Annotated in this window: 26 protein-coding genes; 24 read left to right on the plus strand and 2 right to left on the minus strand. The window is 46.6% G+C overall.

Annotation, left to right across the window (positions count from 1 at the left end; genetic code table 11):
* Positions 1-87: 87 nt before the first annotated feature.
* From ACH6C1_RS04345 to ACH6C1_RS04365, 5 genes are all read left to right on the plus strand, one after another.
* Entirely contained in the window at positions 88-498 is a 411-nt protein-coding gene (locus tag ACH6C1_RS04345; RefSeq protein ID WP_374074915.1) for a hypothetical protein, read from the plus strand.
* Between the two features lie 100 nt (positions 499-598).
* Entirely contained in the window at positions 599-796 is a 198-nt protein-coding gene (locus tag ACH6C1_RS04350) for a hypothetical protein (RefSeq protein WP_095224191.1), read from the plus strand.
* 2 nt (positions 797-798) lie between these two features.
* A complete protein-coding gene (locus ACH6C1_RS04355; RefSeq protein WP_374074918.1) occupies positions 799-1,605 on the plus strand; it encodes an alpha/beta fold hydrolase in 807 nt (268 codons plus the stop codon).
* 63 nt (positions 1,606-1,668) lie between these two features.
* Complete coding sequence (locus ACH6C1_RS04360; RefSeq protein ID WP_374074920.1) at positions 1,669-2,577, plus strand: hypothetical protein; 909 nt, start codon at positions 1,669-1,671, stop codon at positions 2,575-2,577.
* A 159-nt stretch (positions 2,578-2,736) separates the two neighbouring features.
* Positions 2,737-3,210, plus strand: a complete 474-nt coding sequence (locus tag ACH6C1_RS04365; RefSeq protein WP_374074923.1) for a hypothetical protein — start codon at positions 2,737-2,739, stop codon at positions 3,208-3,210.
* On the opposite strand, the gene ACH6C1_RS04370 is transcribed toward ACH6C1_RS04365, so the two are convergent.
* Positions 3,201-3,935, minus strand: a complete 735-nt coding sequence (locus ACH6C1_RS04370) for an alpha/beta fold hydrolase (protein ID WP_374074925.1) — start codon at positions 3,933-3,935, stop codon at positions 3,201-3,203. The genes ACH6C1_RS04365 and ACH6C1_RS04370 overlap by 10 nt on opposite strands.
* A gap of 92 nt (positions 3,936-4,027) precedes the next feature.
* Here ACH6C1_RS04370 and ACH6C1_RS04375 point away from each other — a divergent pair, with 92 nt between their 5' ends.
* From ACH6C1_RS04375 to ACH6C1_RS04460, 18 genes are all read left to right on the plus strand, one after another.
* The gene (locus ACH6C1_RS04375) at positions 4,028-4,720 is read left to right on the plus strand and encodes an HAD family hydrolase (RefSeq protein WP_374074927.1); all 693 of its coding nucleotides are present in this window, start codon (positions 4,028-4,030) and stop codon (positions 4,718-4,720) included.
* A 24-nt stretch (positions 4,721-4,744) separates the two neighbouring features.
* On the plus strand, positions 4,745-5,500 hold the full coding sequence (locus ACH6C1_RS04380; RefSeq protein WP_374074929.1) for a Cof-type HAD-IIB family hydrolase: 756 nt from the start codon (positions 4,745-4,747) through the stop codon (positions 5,498-5,500).
* A 39-nt stretch (positions 5,501-5,539) separates the two neighbouring features.
* Positions 5,540-7,150 (plus strand): gamma-glutamyltransferase, encoded by a 1,611-nt coding sequence (gene ggt, locus ACH6C1_RS04385; RefSeq protein WP_374074932.1) that lies wholly within the window; start codon positions 5,540-5,542, stop codon positions 7,148-7,150.
* A gap of 14 nt (positions 7,151-7,164) precedes the next feature.
* Positions 7,165-7,719 (plus strand): chromate transporter, encoded by a 555-nt coding sequence (locus ACH6C1_RS04390; protein WP_374074934.1) that lies wholly within the window; start codon positions 7,165-7,167, stop codon positions 7,717-7,719.
* The gene (locus tag ACH6C1_RS04395; RefSeq protein WP_095224184.1) at positions 7,716-8,246 is read left to right on the plus strand and encodes a chromate transporter; all 531 of its coding nucleotides are present in this window, start codon (positions 7,716-7,718) and stop codon (positions 8,244-8,246) included. Before ACH6C1_RS04390 ends, ACH6C1_RS04395 begins: the two co-directional genes overlap by 4 nt.
* 158 nt (positions 8,247-8,404) lie before the next feature.
* Positions 8,405-9,133 (plus strand): ThuA domain-containing protein, encoded by a 729-nt coding sequence (locus ACH6C1_RS04400; protein ID WP_374074937.1) that lies wholly within the window; start codon positions 8,405-8,407, stop codon positions 9,131-9,133.
* Between the two features lie 64 nt (positions 9,134-9,197).
* Positions 9,198-10,208 (plus strand): zinc-binding alcohol dehydrogenase family protein, encoded by a 1,011-nt coding sequence (locus tag ACH6C1_RS04405; protein ID WP_374074939.1) that lies wholly within the window; start codon positions 9,198-9,200, stop codon positions 10,206-10,208.
* A gap of 91 nt (positions 10,209-10,299) precedes the next feature.
* Positions 10,300-11,265 carry a 6-phosphofructokinase gene (gene pfkA / locus ACH6C1_RS04410; RefSeq protein WP_095224181.1) on the plus strand — a complete coding sequence of 322 codons (966 nt, stop codon included), beginning with the start codon at positions 10,300-10,302 and terminating at the stop codon, positions 11,263-11,265.
* 218 nt (positions 11,266-11,483) lie between these two features.
* Complete coding sequence (locus ACH6C1_RS04415; protein ID WP_374074941.1) at positions 11,484-12,758, plus strand: ABC transporter substrate-binding protein; 1,275 nt, start codon at positions 11,484-11,486, stop codon at positions 12,756-12,758.
* 13 nt (positions 12,759-12,771) lie between these two features.
* Positions 12,772-14,100 carry a carbohydrate ABC transporter permease gene (locus tag ACH6C1_RS04420; protein ID WP_374074943.1) on the plus strand — a complete coding sequence of 443 codons (1,329 nt, stop codon included), beginning with the start codon at positions 12,772-12,774 and terminating at the stop codon, positions 14,098-14,100.
* A 19-nt stretch (positions 14,101-14,119) separates the two neighbouring features.
* A complete protein-coding gene (locus ACH6C1_RS04425) occupies positions 14,120-14,941 on the plus strand; it encodes a carbohydrate ABC transporter permease (protein ID WP_095224178.1) in 822 nt (273 codons plus the stop codon).
* 24 nt (positions 14,942-14,965) lie between these two features.
* The gene (locus ACH6C1_RS04430; RefSeq protein WP_095224177.1) at positions 14,966-16,027 is read left to right on the plus strand and encodes a Gfo/Idh/MocA family protein; all 1,062 of its coding nucleotides are present in this window, start codon (positions 14,966-14,968) and stop codon (positions 16,025-16,027) included.
* Positions 16,024-16,992 (plus strand): sugar phosphate isomerase/epimerase family protein, encoded by a 969-nt coding sequence (locus tag ACH6C1_RS04435; protein ID WP_095224176.1) that lies wholly within the window; start codon positions 16,024-16,026, stop codon positions 16,990-16,992. Before ACH6C1_RS04430 ends, ACH6C1_RS04435 begins: the two co-directional genes overlap by 4 nt.
* A gap of 228 nt (positions 16,993-17,220) precedes the next feature.
* Positions 17,221-18,393: a branched-chain amino acid ABC transporter substrate-binding protein gene (locus tag ACH6C1_RS04440; protein ID WP_374074946.1), complete on the plus strand. Its 1,173-nt coding sequence runs from the start codon at positions 17,221-17,223 to the stop codon at positions 18,391-18,393.
* Between the two features lie 63 nt (positions 18,394-18,456).
* Positions 18,457-19,416, plus strand: a complete 960-nt coding sequence (locus ACH6C1_RS04445; RefSeq protein WP_374074949.1) for a branched-chain amino acid ABC transporter permease — start codon at positions 18,457-18,459, stop codon at positions 19,414-19,416.
* A 7-nt stretch (positions 19,417-19,423) separates the two neighbouring features.
* A complete protein-coding gene (locus tag ACH6C1_RS04450; protein WP_374074951.1) occupies positions 19,424-20,725 on the plus strand; it encodes a branched-chain amino acid ABC transporter permease in 1,302 nt (433 codons plus the stop codon).
* On the plus strand, positions 20,706-21,494 hold the full coding sequence (locus tag ACH6C1_RS04455) for an ABC transporter ATP-binding protein (RefSeq protein ID WP_374074953.1): 789 nt from the start codon (positions 20,706-20,708) through the stop codon (positions 21,492-21,494). Before ACH6C1_RS04450 ends, ACH6C1_RS04455 begins: the two co-directional genes overlap by 20 nt.
* Entirely contained in the window at positions 21,491-22,198 is a 708-nt protein-coding gene (locus ACH6C1_RS04460; RefSeq protein ID WP_374074955.1) for an ABC transporter ATP-binding protein, read from the plus strand. Before ACH6C1_RS04455 ends, ACH6C1_RS04460 begins: the two co-directional genes overlap by 4 nt.
* A gap of 149 nt (positions 22,199-22,347) precedes the next feature.
* Here ACH6C1_RS04460 and ACH6C1_RS04465 read toward each other — a convergent pair whose 3' ends face one another.
* Positions 22,348-22,599, minus strand: coding sequence for a hypothetical protein (locus ACH6C1_RS04465; protein WP_095224170.1), 252 nt, complete (start codon positions 22,597-22,599; stop codon positions 22,348-22,350).
* A 313-nt stretch (positions 22,600-22,912) separates the two neighbouring features.
* Between ACH6C1_RS04465 and ACH6C1_RS04470 the strand changes: the two genes are divergently transcribed.
* Positions 22,913-23,794, plus strand: a complete 882-nt coding sequence (locus ACH6C1_RS04470) for a MurR/RpiR family transcriptional regulator (RefSeq protein ID WP_374074958.1) — start codon at positions 22,913-22,915, stop codon at positions 23,792-23,794.
* The last annotated feature ends 1 nt before the right edge of the window (position 23,795 follow it).

The raw sequence follows: 23,795 nt of genomic DNA on the forward strand, positions 1-23,795 counted from the left end.
AGGAGTGCGCTTGGAGGCGTACTCCTTTTTCTATGGACAAGTTTCCATAGCCTGCTGCATATAGTAGCAAGGAATGGAGGTATGCTGATGAAACGAAGCCTTGGATTGCGTCTCGCTCTGGCGGGGACAATGGTGATAGCTGGCCTGCTCTTTTTCTTCACTGACCGATCCACCCACCCTGTCCCCTATAATGATATCCACGAAGAGATGATTCGTCATGCATTGGAGGAAGTGAACGATACAGCAGTTGAGGAGCTGGCTGTTTATGATACGTACGAAGTGCTTGGAGTTGGTTTTCAGCCGGAAGGCATTATCACCTTGCGCATCCAGAACGAGGGAGAGGAAGTTGATCACGGAATGCATTCTGTTTGGGAAGATGTGAAGGGAGAAGCTGCGGAGGTCGTGGAGGCTCATGACTTAGAGGATGATATCAACCGGGAAATTGAATTGGAGATCAGCTTGATAGGACCGGAAGGCACTGTTTTGCACACACATTAAGCATGCACGGGAGGCATGCTTTTTTCTTTTGCTTAAAACTGGCAGCTAATGGGTATATAAAAGCAAGAACATAAAACATAAGTTGGAAGGAGTGAGATGTATGAAGATAGCAGGCTATTTTGGATTTTTCATCCTGGCGCTTGTCTTCCTACTAATCTTTGCATTTACAACCAATACGCTATTTCTTCTGCTCACTATTCTTTCAGGTGTAGTTGGGGCATTTTTCTTATTCCGTGAATTGAGAACAAGAGAAAAGAAAGAACCAAGAGAACGAGACTATAACCGCAAGGGGAGATAATAATGGGACATGTCATCAAAACAGAATCAGGATATAACATTTTCGCAGAAGATATTGGCGCAGGCATCCCAGTTGTCTTTCTTCATGGCTGGCCGGTAAATCACAAGATGTTCGAGTATCAAATGAATGAGCTGCCGAAGCACGGCTATCGGTTTATTGGTATAGATTTGCTTGGATTCGGCAAATCAGACAAACCATGGAACACCTATACGTATGATGCACAAGCTGAAGCGGTGCACGCAGTAATTGAGTATCTTGGACTGGATCGCTTTGTTTTGGCCGGCTTTTCGATGGGAGGTCCGATTGCTGTCCGTTATATGAATAAATACGGTCTTGCCAAAGTGGACAAATTGCTGCTATTGTCGGCTGCATTACCAGTGTTCACACAGCGCGATGCTTATCCGTTTGGCATGAAGAAAGAAGAAGCGGATGACATGATTGCGCAGCTGCAAGCAGATCGCCCGAAAACGCTGGAGGACTTCAGTGATATGTTCTTCGCACAGGAACATTCTGATCCATTCCTGGAATGGTTCTTCCACCTTGGTCTGGAAGCTAGCAGTCATGGTACGATTCAAGCAATGGAAGCGCTTCGTGATGAAGATCTGCGCGATGAGCTTGTTCATATCAGCACTCCGACATATATCTTCCATGGCCAGAAGGATGAAATCTGTCCATTCGATTTTGCAAATGAAACAATAGGCGGAATTGTTAATTCAACAATTATACCTTTTGAAAACAGCGGTCATGGCTTGATGTTCGATGAGAAAGAAAAATTCAATCAAGAGCTGCTGCGTGTATTGCAAAGCTAATGGAATCATAATAGAGCTGACGAATGAGTCAGCTCTATTTGTCATGGGAAGGAGGAGAAGCTAATGGATGGATTGGTTACGGTTATAGGGCTGGCAGTTGTGATTATTCTTGTTGGAATAGCTATTTTCTACAATACGGGGGCGCGTAAACGTCCCATGCAGAATTCAGATCGCCACCGGGAGCAGCTGAAGCTGCAGTATGACACATTAAAAGTGCGCCCGACAGAAATAGTGGATAAAGAGCATTTCAACAGGATGAAACGAGCATTGGATTTTGACTATTTAGATAAAGTTAACGATGCCTTTCGGAAAGAACATTATGATTGGAGCCAGAAAAAAATCAATATGCATTTCCGGGGATTATTCCGTTTCTTTATGCTTGCATCCATTTTTCGCAGCAAAGAATTATTTGGCAAGGAAATCCACCGTCTATGGGAAGTAATGCGCCAGTTTGAAGACGAATACAAACAGTTTTGTATGGATTTCTTTGAAGGGGAAATTACCGAAGATGCTTCTGAACGAGGTGAGCGGCACGCTGAAGAAAGAGAACGTTTCGAGATCAAATATTTACTGCTGTTCCAATTGGGCGAGCAGACGCCAACCATCTGGGGAGAATTCTTCCAATATGGTGATGGGGAGGAGTTTATCGATTATATCCGGACGCATACCCTCGAGCAAGTAAAACAAGAGTATATGGCGGAAAATATAACGCCTGATGCAGAAAGGACATTCGAAAACTTATATAACCATATTAAATGGGGGATGGAGGCGGATGTGGAGGAACTTCGTCAGCATCAGCCGGAGCCAGAAGGTAAAGCAGAGGACAAGGAGATGGATGTGAGTTTCCTTTACTTCCTCAGTTTAAGAGGGGAAACGACAGAAGAGGAGGAAGAGGATTTGTCGATCTATACCGGTAAAGGCAGTGGCTTTTATGCTACGAATGAATCCTTCGGTAAGATGCAGAAGCAATAATCCCGGGCATATATTTAGAATCCAAACTCACGCAAAATCTTTCCTTAACAATTTTGTGCAGGTTTGGATTCTTTGCTGGGTAAACGCTTTTATCCCCATCATTTTTTATACTACCTTCTGCCGGTCGTGAATAAGCTAGTCCTGAAGGGGGCTTGGTTTATGCATCATTACCGGAGGATCAACCGCAAGCAACTGATAGCCATATGCCTGCTGATTATGCTGCTGCTTTGTCTGTTTGCTCTTTTACTGAAAAACGCTTCGCCCAATCAGGCGAAAAAGACTGTGGAAGACTTTTATACATTGGAACAGAAGGGCGAATTTTCTGCCTCATGGGGTTTGCTGCATAAGGATTTGCAGGCACGTTTTCCGCTTAAGGATTATGTTACGGATCGTTCCCATGTATTTATGCGTCATTTTGGTGCAGATACCTTTTCGTTTGAAATAGAAAAGGGGGAAAAGCAGAAGAAATGGCGGGCAGAACCGAAAGGCCATACCTATAAGGATGTCTATTCCTATACAGTCCAACAGAATTATCAAGGAAAGTACGGGCGATTTTCCTTTGTGCAGTATGTCTACGTGACAAAGGAAAAGGGAGAATGGCGTATTCTATGGGATTATCGAAATCAAAGTTGATAATCAGCCAGTTTTTGACGCAGCAGATTGTTGAATAACAGAGGCTGCTCCACTGGAAAGCCATGTCCGATGTCGGCGATTAGAAGGCTGGTGCAATAGGGATTTTCATTTGTTAGTTTAGCTGCAGATCTTTTCATGATTTTTTTCTCCTTTTCACCTACTGTTACAAGAATGTCGGTTTTAATATTAGGGAAATTTTCAGGAATGGAAAACTGCATATTTTCTTCAAGCATTTTAATAACAGCCATGGAGGATATTTGCAAACTATGTTGATAGTAAGTATCAAAGTCTTCGATAGGAATAGAAAGGGAACGCGCCTGCAATGCTGCAAAACTTCTGATTTTGATCAATGGATGCACTATGTGGACAGTATTTCGTATAATATCTTTTGGCAGATTGACTGGGATTGTAAGAGGGCTGTTTAGCATCGTAAAACAGAATAATTCAGGTTGCTTACTTACCATTTGCAAGGCAATCTGTGCGCCAATGGAAAATCCGATTAGAGATAACTTACCATTGCCCTTCTTTTTTTCTGCCCAATTCAGCAATTGATTCGCTAAGTGTTCTATTGATACATTTTCTGCCCCAAAGTCCAACTCAGCCACAGCGCATCTGTAGTCTTTAAAATCTACGATTTGCTTTCTCCACATCCAGCCACCAACACCTCCTCCATGCAGGAACAGCAGTGTCTGCTCCTGATGATCATGATAGGTAGATATTTTCATTTTTTCTCACCTCTTATTGTAAGTATAGCGCAGTACTGACAATCTTTCTTGAAAGGCGTATGATGGAGAAAAAAGAGAAACGGAGAGACAGGATGAAAGCAATACTTTTTGACTTGGATGGGACAATTCATGACAGGCATACTACATTACGGCGGTTTTTAACAGATCAATTCCAGCGTTTTCAATCTGAGCTGCATGGTGTCAGTGAATCAGATTTTACAGCAGCTTTTCTGGAATTGGATGAAAACGGTTATGTGGAGAAACCGATTGTGTATAAAGAGCTGTTAAGCCGCTTTTCCATGGATCCAAACATGGAGCCTGTATTGACAGCTGATTATTCTGATAGGGTAGCGCAGTTTGCAGTCGCATTTCCGGATGCGCTTGAGACTTTGCAGGAATTGAGTATGTCTTATACATTGGGTGTCGTCACGAACGGACCAGCTCTGCTTCAGCAGCAGGTGATCGAACAGCTTGGCCTGTACTGGCATTGCCAAAGCTTGATCATTTCCGAAGCGGTCGGCTTGCGAAAGCCGGATCCGGCAATCTTTGAGATGGCGCTGCTCGAGGTTGAGGCAGCAGCATCAGAAGCTGTTTTTGTTGGTGATCATGCAGAAGTGGATATTGCAGGCAGCAAAAATGCAGGCTTGCAGCCGGTTTTCTTTGGCGGGAAGCTGGAAGGTGTGCCTAGTTTTTCAGATTGGCGTGTGCTCCCAGCTCTGCTTGCTAACTGGAATCGGTCTGAAAGGAAAAATAATGGGGACTATACTATAATGGACATGGACTAAGCATTTACATAAAGGGGAGATTGGATGGCTGAGAACATAATACAAAAGGATTACAAACTGATCGCACTGGATATGGATGGTACAATGCTCAACCCGAGCGAAGAGGTATCGGATGCGAATAGACAGGCGATACAACGAGCACAGGAGGAAGGCGTCCATGTCATCTTGAGCACAGGCCGAGGCATTCGGACATGTAAGCCTTATGCGGATGATCTTGGGCTGCAATCCTTTCTGGTGACAGTAAACGGCAGTGAAATCTGGACTGCTGATGGCGAGCTGCTCGAGCGTGTGTTGATCGAGGATGATCTGATCAAAAAAATGAAACGCCTGGCTGATGAGTATGACACGCATTATTGGGCAGTCAGCACAGAGCATGTATTCCGCGGTAATTTCCCTGCCAATATGGAAGAATACGATTGGCTGAAATTCGGCTTTGATACATTCAATGATGAAAAGCGGGAAGCGATTGTCAAAGCACTTTCGGATAAAAATGAATTGGAGCTTTCCAACTCGAGTCCGACAAATATCGAGGTCAATGCAGTGGGAATAAACAAAGCAGAAGCAGTGCAAAAGGTATGCGACAGGCTAGGTATCAAAATGGAGCAGGTAATTGCCATGGGTGACAGCCTCAATGACATTAAGATGATCGAAGCTGTTGGTTGCGGCGTGGCGATGGGCAATGCCCAGGATGCAGTCAAGGAAGTCGCAAACTATCAGACTGATACAAATGAAGCTGATGGGGTAGCAAAAGCGATCCATCATCTGCTAGGATGGTCATAAGCCCGGTATTCCGGGCTTCTTACATAAGGGGGATTCTGAATGAAGACAGATCATTTGTATTACCCATATCATTCTCAGCGAATGACGACTATTGCAAGACAGGGAATGGTAGCCACATCGCAGCCGCTTGCTGCACAAGCAGGACTGGATATGCTGAAAAAGGGCGGCAATGCAGTCGATGCCGCGATTGCAACAGCAGCCATGCTGACAGTTGTGGAGCCGACTTCAAATGGAATAGGCGGTGATGCTTTTGCACTCGTTTGGATCAGGGACAAGCTGTATGGCCTTAATGCCAGCGGTCCAGCACCCCAATCCATTAGTATCGATAAAGTGAGAGAACTTGGACACGAAGAAATGCCATTGCATGGCTTCCTCCCAGTAACTGTACCAGGCGCACCAGGCGGGTGGGCTGCCCTCAGCAAGCGCTTCGGGAAGCTCCCTTTGATCGAAGTGCTGCAGCCAGCAATCTACTATGCTGAAAACGGATTTGCGGTAACGCCGACAGTTGCGAAGCTATGGGAACGCGCATACCAAAAGTTCAGCACATCATGTACAGATGCTATGTACACTGGCTGGTTTGATACATTCGCTCCAAATGGAGAGTATCCGAAAATAGGTGACATATGGCGATCTCCTGATCATGCTGAAACACTGCGCCAAATAGCACGTACAGATGCTGCTGCTTTTTATGAAGGTGAGCTAGCTGCTAAAATGACGGAATTTTCTGCTGATAATGGCGGCTTCCTGACGAAAGAGGATTTGGCAGCTTACGAGCCGGAATGGGTTGAACCAATTTCGGTGAATTACCGTGGTTACGATGTGTGGGAAATTCCACCGAACGGCCAAGGGTTGGTTGCTCTTTCTGCTTTGAATATTTTGAAAGGATTCTCTTTCCAGGAAAAAGAATCGATTGATACGTATCATAAGCAAATGGAAGCGATGAAGCTTGCATTCGCTGATGGTCATGCATACATAACGGAAGAGCAGCATATGCCTGTCACTGTGGAGGAATTGCTGTCAGATGCTTATGCGGCCAAAAGACGGGCTGAAATCGGGGAGACAGCACAAGAACCAGAGGCGGGCGAACCGAAAGCAGGCGGAACGGTGTATTTGGCAACGGCAGACAGCGATGGAAATATGGTTTCCTTCATTCAAAGCAACTACCATGGCTTCGGTTCCGGACTTGTTGTACCAGGTACAGGTATAGCGCTGCAAAACCGCGGACATAATTTCAGTCTCGATCCTGAGCACGCCAATAGTTTGCAAGGCGGGAAGAAGACTTTCCACACAATCATCCCAGGCTTTTTGACAAAAGACGATCAAGCGATCGGTCCGTTTGGTGTAATGGGTGGATTCATGCAGCCGCAGGGGCATGCCCAGGTGGTCATGAATATGCTTGATTTCGGGCTCAACCCACAAACAGCTCTGGATGCCCCACGCTGGCAGTGGATCAAAGGCAGAACATTCCACGTGGAAGCCGATTTCCCGAAGCATATTGCAGAGGCACTGATACGAAAAGGGCATGATATCGAGGTCAAAGCGGATAGATCCACATTCGGACGCGGACAAGTCATTTGGCGCGACCCGGAGAACGGAACATTATATGGAGGAACAGAAGCGAGAGCTGATGGCAGTATCGCTTCGTATTAGAGAGGTTGAACAACATGATCTACTGTCAATTATTTATGGCATTTTTCCGTGTCGGCATCCTCGGTTACGGCGGGGGACCTGCATCGATCCCGCTTGTGGAAAAGGAAGTCGTCAAACAGTATAAGTGGATGGACGATGAGGAATTCGGTAACACTCTGGCACTTGGCAACAGTTTGCCTGGTCCGATAGCAACGAAGCTTGCAGGCTACATCGGCTATCGAGTGGGCGGCTGGATCGGTATGATCAGCGCATTAATCGCAACCGTCATTCCGACAGTCGTGCTGCTCATCGCTTTATTTTATTTTGTCGATGCATTGAGCGACCAGCCTTGGCTCAGCGGAATGACAACAGCCGTTATCCCTGTAGTTGGGGTCATGCTGGCAGTGATGACATTGGATTTTCTGAAAAAATCCCGTAATGGGTTGAAGAGCTGGCAGATCGTTGCGTTGTTAGCGGCATCTGTCGTGCTGCTTGAACTGCTTCATATTCATCCAGCATTCCTTATCCTGGCGCTTCTCCTGTTTGCACTTGTCAAACCGGATAAAAGGAAAGAGGAGGAAGGAGCATGATTTACTGGCAGATATTCCTTGCCTTCTTCATTCCTGGAATCGTCGGATATGGCGGCGGTCCAGCTACCATTCCGCTCATCGAAAATGAAGTAGTGGACAGATATGGCTGGATGACAACGGCTGATTACAGCCAGATGCTGGCACTGGCCAACGCACTTCCCGGTCCGATTGCCACGAAGCTGGCAGGGGTTATCGGCTTCCAGCAAGCCGGGGTCCTGGGTGCGGCAATTGGCTTATTCGCTACAGTAGCGCCTTCACTCATCTTAATGATTGGATTGTTAAGTATTTTAGCGAAGTTCAAGGATTCTCCCCGTGTTAAGCGAATGACAGCATATATCCGGCCGACAATCGCTGTGCTGCTGGCAGGGATGGCAATCAGCTTTTTCCGCACATCCTATGAAAGTGCAGGCTGGATACATACAATCATTTTGGTTGTGTTAAGCTATTTGCTCATGGAGAGATGGAAGGTGCATCCTGCCTTTGTGATCCTTGGCGCTTTGGTGTATGGTGCCCTGCTTCTCGGATGAGATCCTGCAGATTTTTTGCAGGATCTTTTTCTCTGGGCAGGAGATGGAAGGAAAAGGGCTAATGTAATTAGTAAAATAAAATTCACTGCATAATCTAGTAGGGAACCGGGTAGCTACTTAACAAGGGAATAGGATAAAAAAACAAGAAGGAGCATCTTATGCGCGTTACCATTTGGAACGAATACCGTCATGAGAAGGAAAACGACCAGGTGAGAAGCATCTATCCCCGAGGCATTCATGGAGCAATTGCCGAATTCCTGGAGGAAGCAGGCTTTGCTGTACAAACCAGGACACTTGATGATTCGGAGCAAGGATTGGACCAAGCGACGCTGGAACAAACGGATGTCCTAATCTGGTGGGCTCATAAGGCGCATGATGAAGTAAATGACGATGCTATCGAGCGAGTGAAGCAGCGTGTTCTGGCAGGTATGGGACTGATTGTCCTTCATTCCGGCCACTTCTCCAAAATATTCCGTAACCTGATGGGCACAACATGTGACCTGAAATGGAGACAGGATGGCGAGAAGGAACGCATTTGGGTGGTTCAGCCAAGTCACCCGATCACGAGGGGACTTGGGGAGTATTTTGAGCTTCCGGAAGAAGAAATGTACGGCGAGCATTTCGATATACCAGAACCAGACCATACGCTGTTCATCAGCTGGTTTGAAGGCGGCGAAGTTTTCCGCAGCGGCTGCACGTATAATCGAGGAAAAGGGAAAATCTTCTATTTCCGACCCGGTCATGAAACGTACCCGACTTACCATGATAAAAATGTGCAGACTGTTATCCGAAATGCTTGCGAGTGGGCAGCAGCACCATCAGCTGTCGTCCCGCACTATGGAAAGTCAGAAGCCTTGGAACCGATACTGCGCCTAGCGAAGAAGTGAGTATAAAGCCGTCTTAAGTCGACGGCTTTTACATAAACAGATAAAAATAGAGGAGGAGAAATAGATGCGTGCAATCGGAATATACAAAAACAAATCCGTGGATCAGGCAGACAGCTTTATAGAAGAACAGGTGGATAAGCCAACTGCCTCAGGTGGGGATGTGCTTGTCCAAGTGAAGGCTGTCAGCGTCAATCCAGTTGATACAAAACAGCGCAAGCTGAAAGAGGACGATGGTACCTTCCGCATTCTTGGCTTCGATGCAGCAGGAATCATCGAGGAAGTCGGAGAGGATGTAGAGGGGTTCCAGCCTGGAGATGAAGTCTATTATGCTGGATCTGTTGCCCGTCAAGGGTCCAATAGTGAGTACCAGCTTGTCGACCATAAAGTCATTGCCAAAAAACCGGCAAATCTTAGCTTTGCAGAAGCAGCGGCTTTGCCGTTGACAGCACTGACAGCGTGGGAAGCTATGTTTGAGAAGATGCATATCCCGCTGGACGTGGAAGCGAATAAAGACAAAACGATTTTGCTGGTCAATGCAGCCGGCGGTGTTGGGTCGATTGCTTCACAGTTCGCACAATTATATGGATTGAATGTAGTCGGAACTGCTTCACGGGAAGAGACGATTACATGGGCCAAGCAGCATGGTACCGAACGGGTGATCAATCATCATGAACGCTTCCATCCGCAGCTGGAAAAGTTGGGAATAGATAGTGTCGACTATGTTTTTTGTATGCATCAGCTGGACAAGGCATGGGATGATATTATCGAAGTCGTGAAACCAGAAGGTATCATTTGTGCCATCACAGGCCCGGTTGAGGATATCAAACTGACGGATCTGACGTCCAAGAGCCTGACACTTGTCTGGGAGTATATGTTCACACGCACGCTCCATCAAACACCTAGCAGATATAAACAAGGAGAAATATTGTCCAAAGTGGCAGAGCTGGTCGAGGACGAACGCATTCGTACGACGAAAGCGGAGGAGCTTGAAGGCCTTACCGTCGAAAATCTGCAGGAAGCGCATAAACGATTGGAAGATGGCAGCATGATCGGAAAACTCGTCATTTCTGTATGACAGAGGCAGGCTTCATGCCTGTCTTTGTTCTGTTTCCTGCCAAACTTGTTGTATAATAATACTAAGACATATATGGTGGAGAGGTGAACTGATGTTACATAAAGTGGCTGTTATAACTAGCGGTGGAGATTCACCGGGTATGAATGCTGCTATACGGGCAATCGTCAAGGCGGCAAACTATCATGATATTGAAGTTTATGGTGTGGAAGGCGGTTACCAAGGTCTGATTGAGGACAAATTATCTATCATCCGCACACCTGATGTTGAGACGATCGCCAATAAAGGCGGAACGATCCTGAAAACGTCACGCTCGCTTGCTTTTATGGATGAATCTGGCAGAAAGCAGGCAGTGGAAGTACTTCGCAACTATGGTATTGCTGATGTTATCGTCATCGGCGGGGAAGGTTCACTTCAAGGTGCACAAAAGCTGCATGAATTGGGCATCCGAGTCATCGGCATTCCGGGAACGATTGACAATGATCTGGATTACACCGACTACTCTATCGGTTTCGATACAACATTGAATACAGTGCTCAGCTCCATCGGACGAATCAAGGATACTGGTCTATCGCATAACAAAACAACCATCGTCGAAGTAATGGGCAGACATTGCGGTGATCTGGCATTGTTCACTGCTGTAGCAGGAGAAGGAGATATCATTTCCACGCCTGAATATAAACTGAGCTTCGAACAGATTTGTGAGAAGCTCCAAGACAAAATTTCCAAGGGCAGGAATGATAATATCATTGTTGTCACGGAACGGATGTATGATTTGGATGAACTCCAGAAATTCATCGAAGAACAGATGAATATCGAAGTACGTACAACAGTCCTTGGATTCATTCAGCGCGGCGGTGAGCCTTCTGCATTTGACCGGATTCTTGCAAACAAAATGGGTGTCAAAGCGGTGAATATGCTGATGGAAGGGCAGTCTGGCTATGCAATCGGAATCAAAGCCAATCAGCTGATCGAGAAGGATTTGCGTACGATGCTCGATGAGAAAACTGATAAACAAGCAAATTATGATTTGCTTGATATGCTATTGCATACGATATAAGTAAGCGAAACGGAACACGCCTGAGACAGGCGTGTTTTTTTCTTTGGCGAAACTTGTATATACAATATTATTGAAAGCGTTTGCAATATTATGATAAACTTTTTATAACTTCTGCAGAAAAGACAAAAATTAGGGGGATAGGCTTAATCTTACAAAAAGGAGGGAATGAGATAACCGCACTAAAGAAAGCGTTTACTAAAATGCGAGGAGGAGCTGTGATGAAGCGAAGCTTTCTGATGGTTGCCTTACTTGCCGGCATTGGGCTGGCAGGCTGCTCGGCCGTGACGAGCGGAGATGGTGCGAGTGATGACAGAGTCCAGATTACATACGCGAGGGGGACGGACACGACTGGTGCCACGGATATACTAGTCGAAGCATTCGAAAAGGAGCACCCGGACATTGATGTGGTGGTGAGGGAAATGCCATCTGATACTGGGGAATCCCACAACCAGTATGTGACAATGTTCAGCGGCAGAAGCCCGGAAATCGATGTATTTGATGCAGACATTGTCTGGTCTGCAGAGTTCGGCCAGGCAAACTATGTGCTGCCGCTTGACCGATTGATTGAACGGGATCAGGTGGATATGGACGCTTACTTCCCGGCTACGGTAGAGGCAGGCAGATATAACGGCAGACAGTATGCTATGCCTGGTTATGCAGATGCAGGATTGCTTTATTATCGGACGGACATAACCGATCAAGTGCCCAAAACCTGGGATGAGCTGGAACAATTAGCCCAAGAGAATATGGGGAAGGAAGGTACCGAATTCGGCTATCTTATGCAAGCAGCTCAGTATGAGGGCATCGTGACCAATGCCATTGAGTATATTTACTCCTACGGCGGTCAGGTATTGGATGCTAATGGAAACGTTGTCATTAACAGCCCTGAAGCAATTGAAGGCTTGCAGAAGATGATCGACATAACGAATAGTGATTTTGTTCCGAACAATATACTTAACTTCCAGGAAATCGACACAGAGTCTTCTTTCAATGAAGGAAATGCCGTCTATGCAAGGAACTGGCCATATTTGAATGATACAGCGAATGATCCGGAGATATCAAAGGTGGCAGGGAATGTCGGCATTGCTACGCTTCCGGCCGGAAGTGAAGGAGCTGCGTCATCACTTGGAGGATGGATGCGGATGATCAACCGCTACTCCGATGAAGTAGAAGCGTCCTGGACTTTCGTGAAATGGATGGGCGGAGAAGAAGGGCAGAAGATCAGCGCACTCGAAGGCGGTAAAGCTCCGACATTGGAAGCTTTGTATGATGATAAAGAGATCACGGATGTCAGTGCCGTTCTTGCAAGCGAGGATTTCTACGATTCGCTTCAGAATGCGATACCGCGCCCGATTACGCCAATTTATCCAGAAATCTCCGATATCATGCAAATCGAGCTTTCCCGTGCGATGGCAGGAGATATTACTGCTGAGGAAGCGGTAGAGCGTATGGAGACGAAAATGCAAGCTGCGTTGGAATCCGTAACCAATTAAAGGAGCTGAGTGTATGAAGCAACCGAAAAAAAGACGGTTTCAGCTGAGTGAACGGCAGCTTGGTTACGCGATGGTCGCACCGTCTATCATTCTTATTGCCGTCATCATCATTTGGCCGATTATGTTGTCAGCATGGAACAGCTTGTTCGATTACCGCTTGAATGACCCGGCCAAAGCAGAGCGGATTTCCTCCTTGAGCATCAATCTCGAGACCTATGCCGATAACCGATATCTCGTTTACGACACAATGGAAGATGTCAGAGAAGCGATGCCGGATGCGGGCGGGGCATTGGATGATATCACAACAGCATTGGATGAACAGCATGAAACATTATTGAATACCGATGAAGGACTTGCAGACCGGTATGAAGAAGTCAACACTATGCTGGAAAATTTCCAGCCTGTAAACGATGAGGAGCTCCGGCTGACAGAGGTGCCCGAGGAGTGGGCGGATGGCTTTGCCAACACGTTGGATGAGCAGACGGCCGCTGTCCAGGCTTTGCGGGAAAGTGCTCCTGAGGAAGCTGTCCAGCCGCTGACGGACCTGGAATCCCAGCTTTCGAATACACAAGGTTCGATTCTTGAGCCGAACTTTGTCGGGTTAAAGAATTATACAACTTACCTTGGTGATGGACGTACATGGACGGCGATGCTTAACACGTTATTGTTCACCGTCGTTACTGTAGGTGTCGAACTTGCCATTGGGTTAGCTGTTGCTTTACTGATCAACCGTGTGTTCATTGGACGTGGGCTTGTCCGCGCTGCTGTACTCGTGCCATGGGCGATTCCGACAGCGGTAGCGGCAATGATGTGGACCTTCCTGTTTGATGGCCAATCCGGTATCATGGCTCATTATATGGCTCAGTTCGGTCTCATTGATGATCCAGGTGCACTGCTTTCGACTGGGGCGGGCGGTATGTTCTCTATCATGTTTGCAGACATTTGGAAAACGACACCGTATATGGCACTTTTACTTTTAGCTGGCTTGCAGACCATTCCTCGCTCGCTCTATGAAGCAGCGGAAGTGGACGGGGCAAATAAATTCCAGCAGTTCATCTCCATCACTCTGCCGATGATCCGTTCGGCAATCCTAGTTGCAGTCTTATTCCGTGCATTGGATGCTTTCCGTGTGTTCGACCTTATCTACGTCCTTACTGGGGGAGGTCCAGCCAACTCGACGGAATCCATCAGCGTCTATGCTTACAAACTGCTGTTTGAACAGCAGAATTTCGGTGCAGGTTCTGCTTTGAGTGTAATTGTATTCTTGAGTGTCGCATTGCTCAGTACGATTTTCATCAAGCTGATCGGCTCGGATTTGTTCAGCGGAAGGCTAAAACAATAGGACGGAGGAGGAGAATAGTATGGTAAAACGTGCTGGCGTCGGCTTCTACATTTTTTTGATTATCTTTGTATTCCTGGTCATGTTCCCGTTTATTTGGGTGTTCCTGACATCAATTAAACCACAGGGAGAAATTTTTTCCTCCTTCCAATGGTTCTCAAGCAATATGACCTTGGATAACTATGCATCGGCATTGGAAACAAGGCCGTTGCTTATGTACATGCTGAATAGCTTTGTTGTGGCAACGCTCACCACGATCATCTCCATCATTGTCGCATCATTCACAGCCTATGCGGTCACACGGCTGCCGATCCGCTTCAAAGGATTAATTCTAGGATTGGTGCTTGCTGCATCCATGTTTCCGCAAATCGCAGTCCTATCACCGATTTTCAACTTTGTCACCGATGCAGGCTTGCGCAACAGCTATCTAGGTCTGGTAATCCCGTACATTACGATCAGTTTGCCTCTGGCAATCTGGATTCTATCGACATTTTTCATCAAAATTCCGCTTGCATTGGAAGAATCAGCGAAGCTGGATGGTGCTACTCCGTTCCAGACATTCCGCAAAATAATCTTCCCGCTGGCAGCACCAGGCGTGTTTACGACAGCCATTCTTGTCTTTATTGCTGCCTGGAATGAATATCTATTTGCCTTGACGATCAACACCGATGATCGCTGGCGCACGATACCAGTCGGTATCTCTTTCTATCAAAGTCAATACACTGTTCCGTGGGGAGATATCACTGCTGCAACCGTTATCGTGACGATTCCGATCGTTGTTCTCGTACTCTTGTTCCAGCGTCGTATCGTCGCTGGTCTTACAAGCGGATCTGTCAAAGAATAATAAACTTGGAGGTACTGCTGGATAATGAAAACCTTACGCGTAGGAGTAGTCGGACTAGGAAGTATTGCACGTAATCGCCATTTACCGGAGCTTGAAAACAACCCAAATACTGAAATCACTGCTGTTTGTGATGTGGTGCCGAGCCGATCGGAGGAAATCGCCAAAGAATATAACGCAACAGCATATACCGAATATGAAGAGCTGATCGAGGATCCACGAATCGATGCCGTTATCGTTTGTGCTGCCAACCATTTGCACGCACCGGTATCGATCGCTGCTCTGCAAGCGGGGAAACATGTGCTTTGTGAAAAGCCGATGGCAACGACATTGGAGGAAGCGGATGACATGATCGCAGCACAAAAGGCGAGCGGCAAGCTTCTGCTCATAGCACATAATCAGTGCTTTGTCCCATCTCATCAAAAGGCGCGGGAGATGATTCAAAACGGCGAGCTTGGCAAGATCTACAGCTTCCGGACGACATTCGGTCACGGAGGCCCGGAACAGTGGAGTATTGATGGGAAAAACAGCTGGTTCTTTGATAAAGACAAAGCTTATATCGGAGCGCTTGGTGATCTGGGCGTGCATAAATCCCATTTGATTGAATTCCTTCTCGATGAACCGATTCACGAAGTAGCGGCATTTGTCGATACGTTGGCAAAGCCTTATGCAGACGTGGATGATAATGCAGTTGCGGTATTACGTACAAAGTCAGGAATCATCGGGACACTTACGGCCAGCTGGTCGTATGTAGCGGAAGAAGACAATTCCACGATTATTTATGGCGAGAAAGGGGTCATCCGACTCGAGGAAAGCCCTGAATACAGTTTGGTTGTCGAGTATCATAACGGAAATCGCAGTAATCATTCACTTGGAGCTATTCAAACGAATGATTCCCAGACGCAATCGAATTCTGGCGTCGTGGACGCGTTTGCCAGCTGTGTACTCGAAAACAATTCCACATGCCCAATTACGGCAGAAAAAGGCCGATCCGCGCTAGCTGTCATCTTGGCAGCCTTGGATTCCAATGGCACAAAAAAAATAATTTCGCTTGCACCAGAGGCAGTAGAGAAAGGGGAACAAGCATGAAACTAGGCGTTTTTACGGTTCTGTTCCAGGAGCTTTCACTCGAGGATATGCTTGCGCGCGTGAAACAAGCAGGATTGGATACAGTGGAAATAGGCACCGGCGGCTATCCGGGAAATGCGCATTGCCCGATTGATGAGCTGCTGCAGAGTGAGGATGCGTTGAAGCAATACCAAGCAGCATTTGAGAAATACGGCGTTACGATCGGAGCTTTCAGCTGCCATGGCAACCCTATATCACCGGACAAGACATTTGCCGAAGAATCGGATTGGACTCTGCGTAAGACGATCAAGCTTGCTGCTAAAATGGGTGTTCCGGTTGTAAACTGTTTTTCCGGCGTGGCAGGTTCTGAAGAGAGTGCAACGAAGCCGAATTGGCCGGTCACCGCTTGGCCGACTGAATATGGCGATGTGCTGAACTGGCAATGGGAACAGAAGCTTGTTCCTTACTGGAAGGAGCTTGGCTCATTTGCAGAGGAGCATCAAGTCAAAATTGCGCTGGAATTGCACGGCGGCTTCCTCGTTCACACACCATATACAATGCTCAAGCTTCGAGAGCTGACGAGTGATGCTATCGGAGCAAACTTTGATCCAAGTCATATGTGGTGGCAGGGAATCGACCCAACCGCTGCCATTAAGATACTCGGAAAAGCTGGCGCAATCCATCATTTCCATGCCAAAGATACGTATATCGACCCTGAAAATGTGAACATGTATGGCCTGACTGACATGCAGCCGTACAGCAATATCAAACAGCGGGCATGGAACTTCCGCACAGTCGGGCTCGGACACGGTCAAGAGGAATGGAATAAGATGATCAGTGCGCTGCGCACATATGACTATGACTATGTCATCAGCATTGAGCATGAAGACTCGTTGATGTCGATCGAAGAAGGCTTCCAGCGAGCTGTCGATAATTTGAAAAATGTCGTGATAAATGAACCTGCCACTACGATGTGGTGGTCGTAAGTTTTGAGAGCACCTGCCATATTGGCAGGTGCTCTTTTTTTTTGTTAGATACGCTAACATCTCCTAAAAACCGCGGTTTGTCAGGGTTTCTAACAAATATACACAATATTAATAATTTTCTAAAAACTATCTTGACTTGCTTCTTCAGCCTGTATATTATTAGACCTAACTTCGAGGCGGCACGTACATAATCTTACAAACGCTGAAGGAAGCAAAGGGGGAAGACAGATGAGGAAGCAAGTAATGGCTTTAGCTATGACAAGTACATTGGCACTTGGTTTTTTGGCGGCATGCGGTAATACGGATTCTGCATCGGGCGGAGGAAGCAGCGAGACGGTGAAGATTGCGCTTCAAGCACCAATGTCCGGCGGCAGTGCGACATTAGGAGAAGCGATTAAAAATGGAGCTGCTATGGCGGTGGAAGAGGAAAAAGCTGCTTTCGAGGAAGCAGGTTTCAGTCTGGAATTAGTGGAATACGATGACCAAGGTGATCCGCAGAAAGGGGTTTCCAACGCGCAGATCATCGGTTCCGATCAAGATGTGTACGGTGTCGTGGCTCATTTGAACTCTGGAGTCTTCATACCTTCAAGCGAAGTGTATGAACGTTATAATATCCCTTCTGTATCGCCGGCTTCAACAGCAACGGATGTAACCGATCGTGGATTGAAATCGGTCAACCGGATTGTAGCGAGAGATGATTTCCAAGGACCAGCTGGTGCTGAATATGCAGTCCAGGAAATCGGTGCAAAGAAAATCTTTGTCATCAATGATAAGACAGCTTATGGGCAAGGCTTGGCAACTGCTTTTGCTGAGGCAGCTGCAGAAGAGGGTGCCGAAATCGTCGGGGAAGCTGGAATCACTGTCGGAGAGAAAGATTTCAATGGTGTGCTGAATCAAGTATCAGCGGCTGATCCGGATCTTGTCTATTTTGGCGGCCTGTACTCAGAGGGTGGATTGCTGATCAAGCAGGCACGTGATAATGGCATCGATGCAGCCTTTATGGGTGGTGACGGAATGGATTCCTCCACACTTGTCGAGATTGCTGGTGACACCGTCAGCAATGTTTATCTGACTTCGGTAGCCGGCGATTCAAGTGCGACTGAATTTGCTAAAAACTATGAAGAAGAATATGGAGCCAAACCGGAATCCTTCTCCATTTATGGCTATGATTCAGCCAAGGTGCTGATGGAAGGCATACTGGATGCAGCTGAGGAAAACGGAGGCAAGCTTCCTGCCAAAGATAAAGTCGCAGCTGCTGTACGTGCAGTCGATGATTATGAAGGGGAAATGACTCAGGTCAGCTTTGACGATAAAGGCGATAACGAATTCGCAAAAATATTCATTTACAAATTCGATGAAGCAAGCTATCCAGCCAAAATCCAAGGCGAAATTTCACAGTAAGAAGTGAAAAGGATATGGTCACGGAACCATATCCTTTTTCATTACAGAAAGAAAGGAGTTGGAATGATGACACAGGTTTGGGATACACTTCCGCAAGTGCTGATTGATGGCCTGACGCTTGGAGCTATCTATGCAATCATCGCTCTCGGCTATACGATGGTTTACGGCATTTTGGAACTTATCAACTTTGCTCACGGAGAAATCTTCATGGCAGGAGCTTTTATCGGAACAGCCGTACTGATCGGCTTGACTGGTCTTGGCTGGGTTGCTGTCATGCCAGCGATATTCGTTTTGCTTCTTGTTTTAGTAATTACAGGAGGGCTAACCGGTATGCTCGGCATGGGTATCGAACGACTTGCATACCGCCCGCTCCGAAAAGCATCGAAATTGATCACCTTGATTACAGCAATCGGCGTTTCCTTTCTGCTGCAGGACATTGTCCGCTTTATCACAGAGACACAGCAGAATAACTATATCGTCAATACACCATCGCTTTTCCCAGGCAGTGTGTCGATTAGCGGCTTGAACATCCGCTATTCTTTCCTCGTCGTCATCGTCGTTGCGATTCTGATGATGATCGCATTGGAGTTTTTCGTCAATCGGACAAAGTGGGGACTGGCCATGCGTGCTGTTGCGCAGGATCAGGATACCGCTTCCCTGATGAGTGTGAATGTAAATAAAGTTATCAGCGTTACCTTCTTTGTCGGATCAGCTTTAGGCGGTGCAACGGGAGTGCTGTTCGCAATTCATTATGGCACGATCGACCCATATATCGGCTTTATCCTTGGATTGAAGGCCTTCACTGCGGCGGTTTTGGGCGGAATCGGAAATATCCGCGGTGCCATGGCTGGCGGTATGCTGCTCGGACTATTGGAAATGTTCGCAGCTGCAAATCTTTCAGCAATAACAGCGGGCGTCCTTAGCTCCGAATACAAAGATGTGTTTGCTTTCGCCATCCTTATCCTCGTATTGATATTCCGGCCAGAAGGCTTGTTCGGCAGAGCCGCAATCGAGAAAGTGTAGGTGACATATGAAAAAAATCCTGGAACAAATTCGTGGGAACAAGTGGCTGCAGCTCGGGCTCTTAGTCGGCTATATCGCCCTCACTTCCCTTAGCTTGATCTTGGCACAGCGTTCGGTCGCGGCATTTTTGCTGCTGCTGTTATCGTTTTTGCTCTTGTACTATACCAAGCTGCCGAACTGGTCAAAGTGGGCAATCGGTCTTGCCATCATGTTCTTCATCCTGCCATTTTCTGCGATGCAGGGACCTGCTTATCAGGAATACATGGATGTAGCAACGCTTGTCGGTATATATGTGAGCATGGCACTTGGTTTGAATATCGTCGTCGGAATGGCGGGGTTATTGGATCTTGGTTTTGTGGCCTTCTTTGCCGTCGGGGCTTATACATACGGTATTTTCGCCACAGCTCAGGCGTCCAACTTCATGCCGTTCGGTACGTATCCGTTATCGGGGAACAGCTTCTGGATCTTCATCATCATCGGCTGTTTCGTCTCTGCACTGTTCGGTGTGCTGCTTGGAATCCCGGTGCTGCGGGTGAAAGGTGATTATCTGGCCATTGTTACACTGGGGTTCGGGGAAATCATCCGGATCGTTTTCAATAACATGGATCAGCCAGTCAATATTACGAATGGTGCACTAGGTTTGTCTTCAATCGCACCACCTAAGATTTTCGGTATCGAGCTGCTTTATTCCAACCAGATTTATTTTGTCGTTTTGTTCATTTTGCTTTTCGTCATTTTCGCTGTCCGCAGTCTGGAGCATTCGAAACTGGGCCGTTCCTGGAAAGCTGTTCGTGAAAATGAAATTGCGGCTCAAGCGATGGGCATCCCGCTCGTAAAAACGAAGCTGATGGCTTTCGCAATCGGCGCATCATTCTCTGGTATGATGGGCGTCGTTTTTGCTGCCAAGCAAGCATTCATTGACCCAACCAGTTTCACGATGCTCCAATCGATCAATATTCTTGTCATGGTTCTGCTCGGAGGGATGGGGAGTGTGCCCGGTGTCATCCTCGGTGCTGCCGTCGTGACCATCCTGAATGCCCAAGTGCTGAATGAACTGACGATGTGGTTCAACAGCTTAAGCACCGCAGGCATCATCACCTTGCCGGATGCCATGTCACCGGTGAAAATGCAGCGCTTCTTCTTTGGCGCATTGCTCATATTGTTTGCACTGTATCGATCGAAAGGCCTGATACCGGCAAAGAATGTCGTATATGATAAACGCAAATTTTTATCTGAGAAGGGCATGAAGAAACGACTGCAATCCGTTGGTGCACCAAAGGAGGATGAACATGGCAATACTGGAAGTTGAGAAACTGACCAAAACATTCGGAGGATTGACTGCCAATAAGGAAATCAGCCTACGGGCCGAAGCCAATAAGATAACAGCTGTAATCGGTCCGAACGGCGCTGGCAAGACAACTTTTTTTAATATGATTACTGGTGTTTATAAACCAACATCCGGTAGCATCAAGCTGCGCGGGGAGTCAATCGGTGGTCTAAAACCACATGCGGTTGCTAAAAAAGGAATCTCCCGTACATTCCAGAATATCCGCCTGTTCGGCCCAATTACTGTTTTGGAAAATGTACTAGTCGGTATGCATACACATTTGAGGGCAGGTATTTTCGGGACGATCTTTCATTTGCCAGGAGTGGATAAGGAAGAACGAATAGCCGAACGGGAAGCATATCGGCTGCTGGAATATGTCGGACTGGAAGAGCATTACAATGATGAAGCTGCCAGCTTGTCATATGGCAGTCAGCGACGTTTGGAAATTGCCAGGGCGCTTTCGACGAAGCCGTCCGTCCTGCTGCTCGATGAACCTGCTGCCGGTATGAACCCAAAAGAGACGGCGGACTTGACAGGTCTTATCCAAAAAATCAAACAAGAGATGGATATGACGATCATCTTAATTGAGCATGATATGAAGCTTGTCATGGAAATTTCGGATTATATTTATGTACTGGACCATGGAGAATTGATTGCAGAAGGACTGCCAGCCCAAGTACGCCATGATAAAAAGGTCATCGAGGCGTATTTGGGTAAGGGAGCGGCCGAGGAACAGGAGGCGGAAGGATGAGCTATCTGGAGCTGAAACAAGTGACTGCTTTTTACGGCGCAATCCAAGCACTGAAGCAAATTGACCTGACGGTAGAGGAAGGGGAAATCGTTACGCTGATCGGCAGTAACGGAGCCGGAAAATCTACTACTCTGAAAACTATCAGCGGACTCATGCCGATAAAGGAAGGTTCTGTCATGTATAAGGGCCAAGATATCACCTCTCGAAAAGCCCACCAGACGACGAAGCTTGGTGTAGCGCATGTACCGGAAGGAAGAAGGATCTTCCCGAAGCTGACGGTGAAGGAAAATCTGCAGATTGGCGCATTCGGGGTAAGGGATAAAAAGCTGATTGAACAAAGGATGGAGAAGGTATTCGGCTATTTCCCGCGAGTAAAGGAACGGCTTCATCAGCTCGGCGGTACGATGAGCGGCGGCGAGCAGCAAATGCTAGCCATCGGCCGGGCTCTGATGATGGACCCTGACCTGCTCATGCTCGACGAACCATCCATGGGCTTAGCCCCAATCATCGTTGAACAGATATTCGATATTATCAAAGAACTCAATGACGACGGTATGACCATCCTGCTCGTCGAACAAAACGCCTTCCAAGCACTCAAAGTCGCCCACCGCGGCTACGTCCTCCAAACCGGCAGCATCTGGCGCAGCGGCAAAGGCCAGACACTGCTGGCGGATCCGACGATTACGGAAGCGTATTTGGCATAGAAAGGACTCGCCGGGAGGCGGGTCTTTTGTTATGAATTTATTGTCTTTTACACTATTGGATTTAAACTTCACTTTAATGACCACGTAGATTTATACTTCATAAATTATGTAACTATTTATATACTAACCACACAATCTACTGAAGAAAATTATTGTTCCTTATTATTTATCTTCTTCATACTGAAAAATTTTGAACGTACAAATAATGCAATGGCGCAAGTCCCATAAAGATACACAGCCATCATTACGAGGGGTTCAATTAAATAAGGTAAATCTTCCTGTGGAATCACGAAGAAGATAGCGGTTATGAAACAGATAGTACTGGCTAATCCTATTAAAGTACTGTATAGAAGCAATGAAAAGCGTACTGCTTTATTTAAATCTTTCTTATTTAAAGGCATAATTTGAAAGCTCCTGATCTAAAGGGATCCTTTTCTGCAGATATAGTAGATTACAACAGTCTGTCATTCGATGGACCGAACCATACAGAGGAATTTTAACATTACTATAAGGATGGTAACAAATAGTGGACGCTATTATAAACAGGAAAAAGTTACTAAAGATTTAAAATTCTAAATTATGTAAGCGACTTTCAATACCCACATTGTCTATTCCCTTAACCATGCGCAGGAAAAAATATGTAAATAATTCTCACAAAACACTTCATGAAATTTTATTTTAGTAATATAATCTAAATATGAATTAAAATTTTAAATGAAAGCAGGTGATCTGACAGTGAAGGGCGGTTTAACACTGCTTCGAGAAAGCTTACCTTCGATCAAGCCCTCTGAAAAGAATGCAGCCAACTACATACTTGCTCATCCATCTGAAGTGGTAAAGCTTTCAGTGCAGGAGCTGGCAGGGAAAAGCGGGTCCAGTGAGGCGGCCGTTATCCGTCTTTGTAAATCAATCGGTGTGACAGGATACCGGGAACTGAAGCTGAAGATTGCGGGAGATTTGCAAAATGAAAGCGGTAACAAAAATGTATTTGGTGAGATCAAGCCGAATGATTCTGTTGCACACTTAATTGAGGCGATTGCCGAGAAGCATACACAATCGATTAGCCAGACGATGCAGGTAAATGAAGCAGCAGCAATAGAGCAAGCAGTATCTATGATTTCCAGAGCAAGGAAAATTGATTTTTATGGAGTTGGAGCTTCCTATCTTGTCGCACAGGATGGTGAGCAGAAATTTGGCCGGATTGGCAAATGGTGCACGGCTTACAGTGATGCACATCAGCAGTTGGCTTCAGCAGCAAATCTGACGTATGGAGATGTTGCTTTTGCAATCAGTTACTCCGGAGAAACAGAACAGCTGCTACCTGTCTTAAAACAGGCGAAGGAAGCAGGAGCTACGACAATTGTGATGACAAAGTTAGGTCCTAATCGTCTGCAGGAGCTGGCTGACATTCAGCTGTTCACAGTGGCAAAAGAAGCCCGCATCCGCAGTGCGGCTACTAGCTCTCGGATCGTGCAAATGTACTTGATGGATATCATTTACACAGCAGTAGCAGGACAAGATTATGATCATACGATCGAGGCATTGGAAAAATCACGGCAGGCAATTCAGCAAGCATTCCAAACAGAGCAAAAGTGAG

Source organism: Terribacillus sp. JSM ZJ617 (assembly GCF_044383785.1).
Taxonomy (GTDB): domain Bacteria; phylum Bacillota; class Bacilli; order Bacillales; family Amphibacillaceae; genus Terribacillus.

Bases quoted from the DNA above. Each gene is read 5' to 3' on its own strand.
- ACH6C1_RS04345 (WP_374074915.1), top strand. From the start codon at position 88: ATGAAACGAAGCCTTGGATTGCGTCTCGCTCTGGCGGGGACAATGGTG.
- ACH6C1_RS04350 (WP_095224191.1), top strand. From the start codon at position 599: ATGAAGATAGCAGGCTATTTTGGATTTTTCATCCTGGCGCTTGTCTTC.
- ACH6C1_RS04355 (WP_374074918.1), top strand. From the start codon at position 799: ATGGGACATGTCATCAAAACAGAATCAGGATATAACATTTTCGCAGAA.
- ACH6C1_RS04360 (WP_374074920.1), top strand. From the start codon at position 1,669: ATGGATGGATTGGTTACGGTTATAGGGCTGGCAGTTGTGATTATTCTT.
- ACH6C1_RS04365 (WP_374074923.1), top strand. From the start codon at position 2,737: ATGCATCATTACCGGAGGATCAACCGCAAGCAACTGATAGCCATATGC.
- ACH6C1_RS04370 (WP_374074925.1), bottom strand. From the start codon at position 3,935: ATGAAAATATCTACCTATCATGATCATCAGGAGCAGACACTGCTGTTC.
- ACH6C1_RS04375 (WP_374074927.1), top strand. From the start codon at position 4,028: ATGAAAGCAATACTTTTTGACTTGGATGGGACAATTCATGACAGGCAT.
- ACH6C1_RS04380 (WP_374074929.1), top strand. From the start codon at position 4,745: ATGGCTGAGAACATAATACAAAAGGATTACAAACTGATCGCACTGGAT.
- ggt (WP_374074932.1), top strand. From the start codon at position 5,540: ATGAAGACAGATCATTTGTATTACCCATATCATTCTCAGCGAATGACG.
- ACH6C1_RS04390 (WP_374074934.1), top strand. From the start codon at position 7,165: ATGATCTACTGTCAATTATTTATGGCATTTTTCCGTGTCGGCATCCTC.
- ACH6C1_RS04395 (WP_095224184.1), top strand. From the start codon at position 7,716: ATGATTTACTGGCAGATATTCCTTGCCTTCTTCATTCCTGGAATCGTC.
- ACH6C1_RS04400 (WP_374074937.1), top strand. From the start codon at position 8,405: ATGCGCGTTACCATTTGGAACGAATACCGTCATGAGAAGGAAAACGAC.
- ACH6C1_RS04405 (WP_374074939.1), top strand. From the start codon at position 9,198: ATGCGTGCAATCGGAATATACAAAAACAAATCCGTGGATCAGGCAGAC.
- pfkA (WP_095224181.1), top strand. From the start codon at position 10,300: ATGTTACATAAAGTGGCTGTTATAACTAGCGGTGGAGATTCACCGGGT.
- ACH6C1_RS04415 (WP_374074941.1), top strand. From the start codon at position 11,484: ATGAAGCGAAGCTTTCTGATGGTTGCCTTACTTGCCGGCATTGGGCTG.
- ACH6C1_RS04420 (WP_374074943.1), top strand. From the start codon at position 12,772: ATGAAGCAACCGAAAAAAAGACGGTTTCAGCTGAGTGAACGGCAGCTT.
- ACH6C1_RS04425 (WP_095224178.1), top strand. From the start codon at position 14,120: ATGGTAAAACGTGCTGGCGTCGGCTTCTACATTTTTTTGATTATCTTT.
- ACH6C1_RS04430 (WP_095224177.1), top strand. From the start codon at position 14,966: ATGAAAACCTTACGCGTAGGAGTAGTCGGACTAGGAAGTATTGCACGT.
- ACH6C1_RS04435 (WP_095224176.1), top strand. From the start codon at position 16,024: ATGAAACTAGGCGTTTTTACGGTTCTGTTCCAGGAGCTTTCACTCGAG.
- ACH6C1_RS04440 (WP_374074946.1), top strand. From the start codon at position 17,221: ATGAGGAAGCAAGTAATGGCTTTAGCTATGACAAGTACATTGGCACTT.
- ACH6C1_RS04445 (WP_374074949.1), top strand. From the start codon at position 18,457: ATGATGACACAGGTTTGGGATACACTTCCGCAAGTGCTGATTGATGGC.
- ACH6C1_RS04450 (WP_374074951.1), top strand. From the start codon at position 19,424: ATGAAAAAAATCCTGGAACAAATTCGTGGGAACAAGTGGCTGCAGCTC.
- ACH6C1_RS04455 (WP_374074953.1), top strand. From the start codon at position 20,706: ATGGCAATACTGGAAGTTGAGAAACTGACCAAAACATTCGGAGGATTG.
- ACH6C1_RS04460 (WP_374074955.1), top strand. From the start codon at position 21,491: ATGAGCTATCTGGAGCTGAAACAAGTGACTGCTTTTTACGGCGCAATC.
- ACH6C1_RS04465 (WP_095224170.1), bottom strand. From the start codon at position 22,599: ATGCCTTTAAATAAGAAAGATTTAAATAAAGCAGTACGCTTTTCATTG.
- ACH6C1_RS04470 (WP_374074958.1), top strand. From the start codon at position 22,913: ATGAAAGCAGGTGATCTGACAGTGAAGGGCGGTTTAACACTGCTTCGA.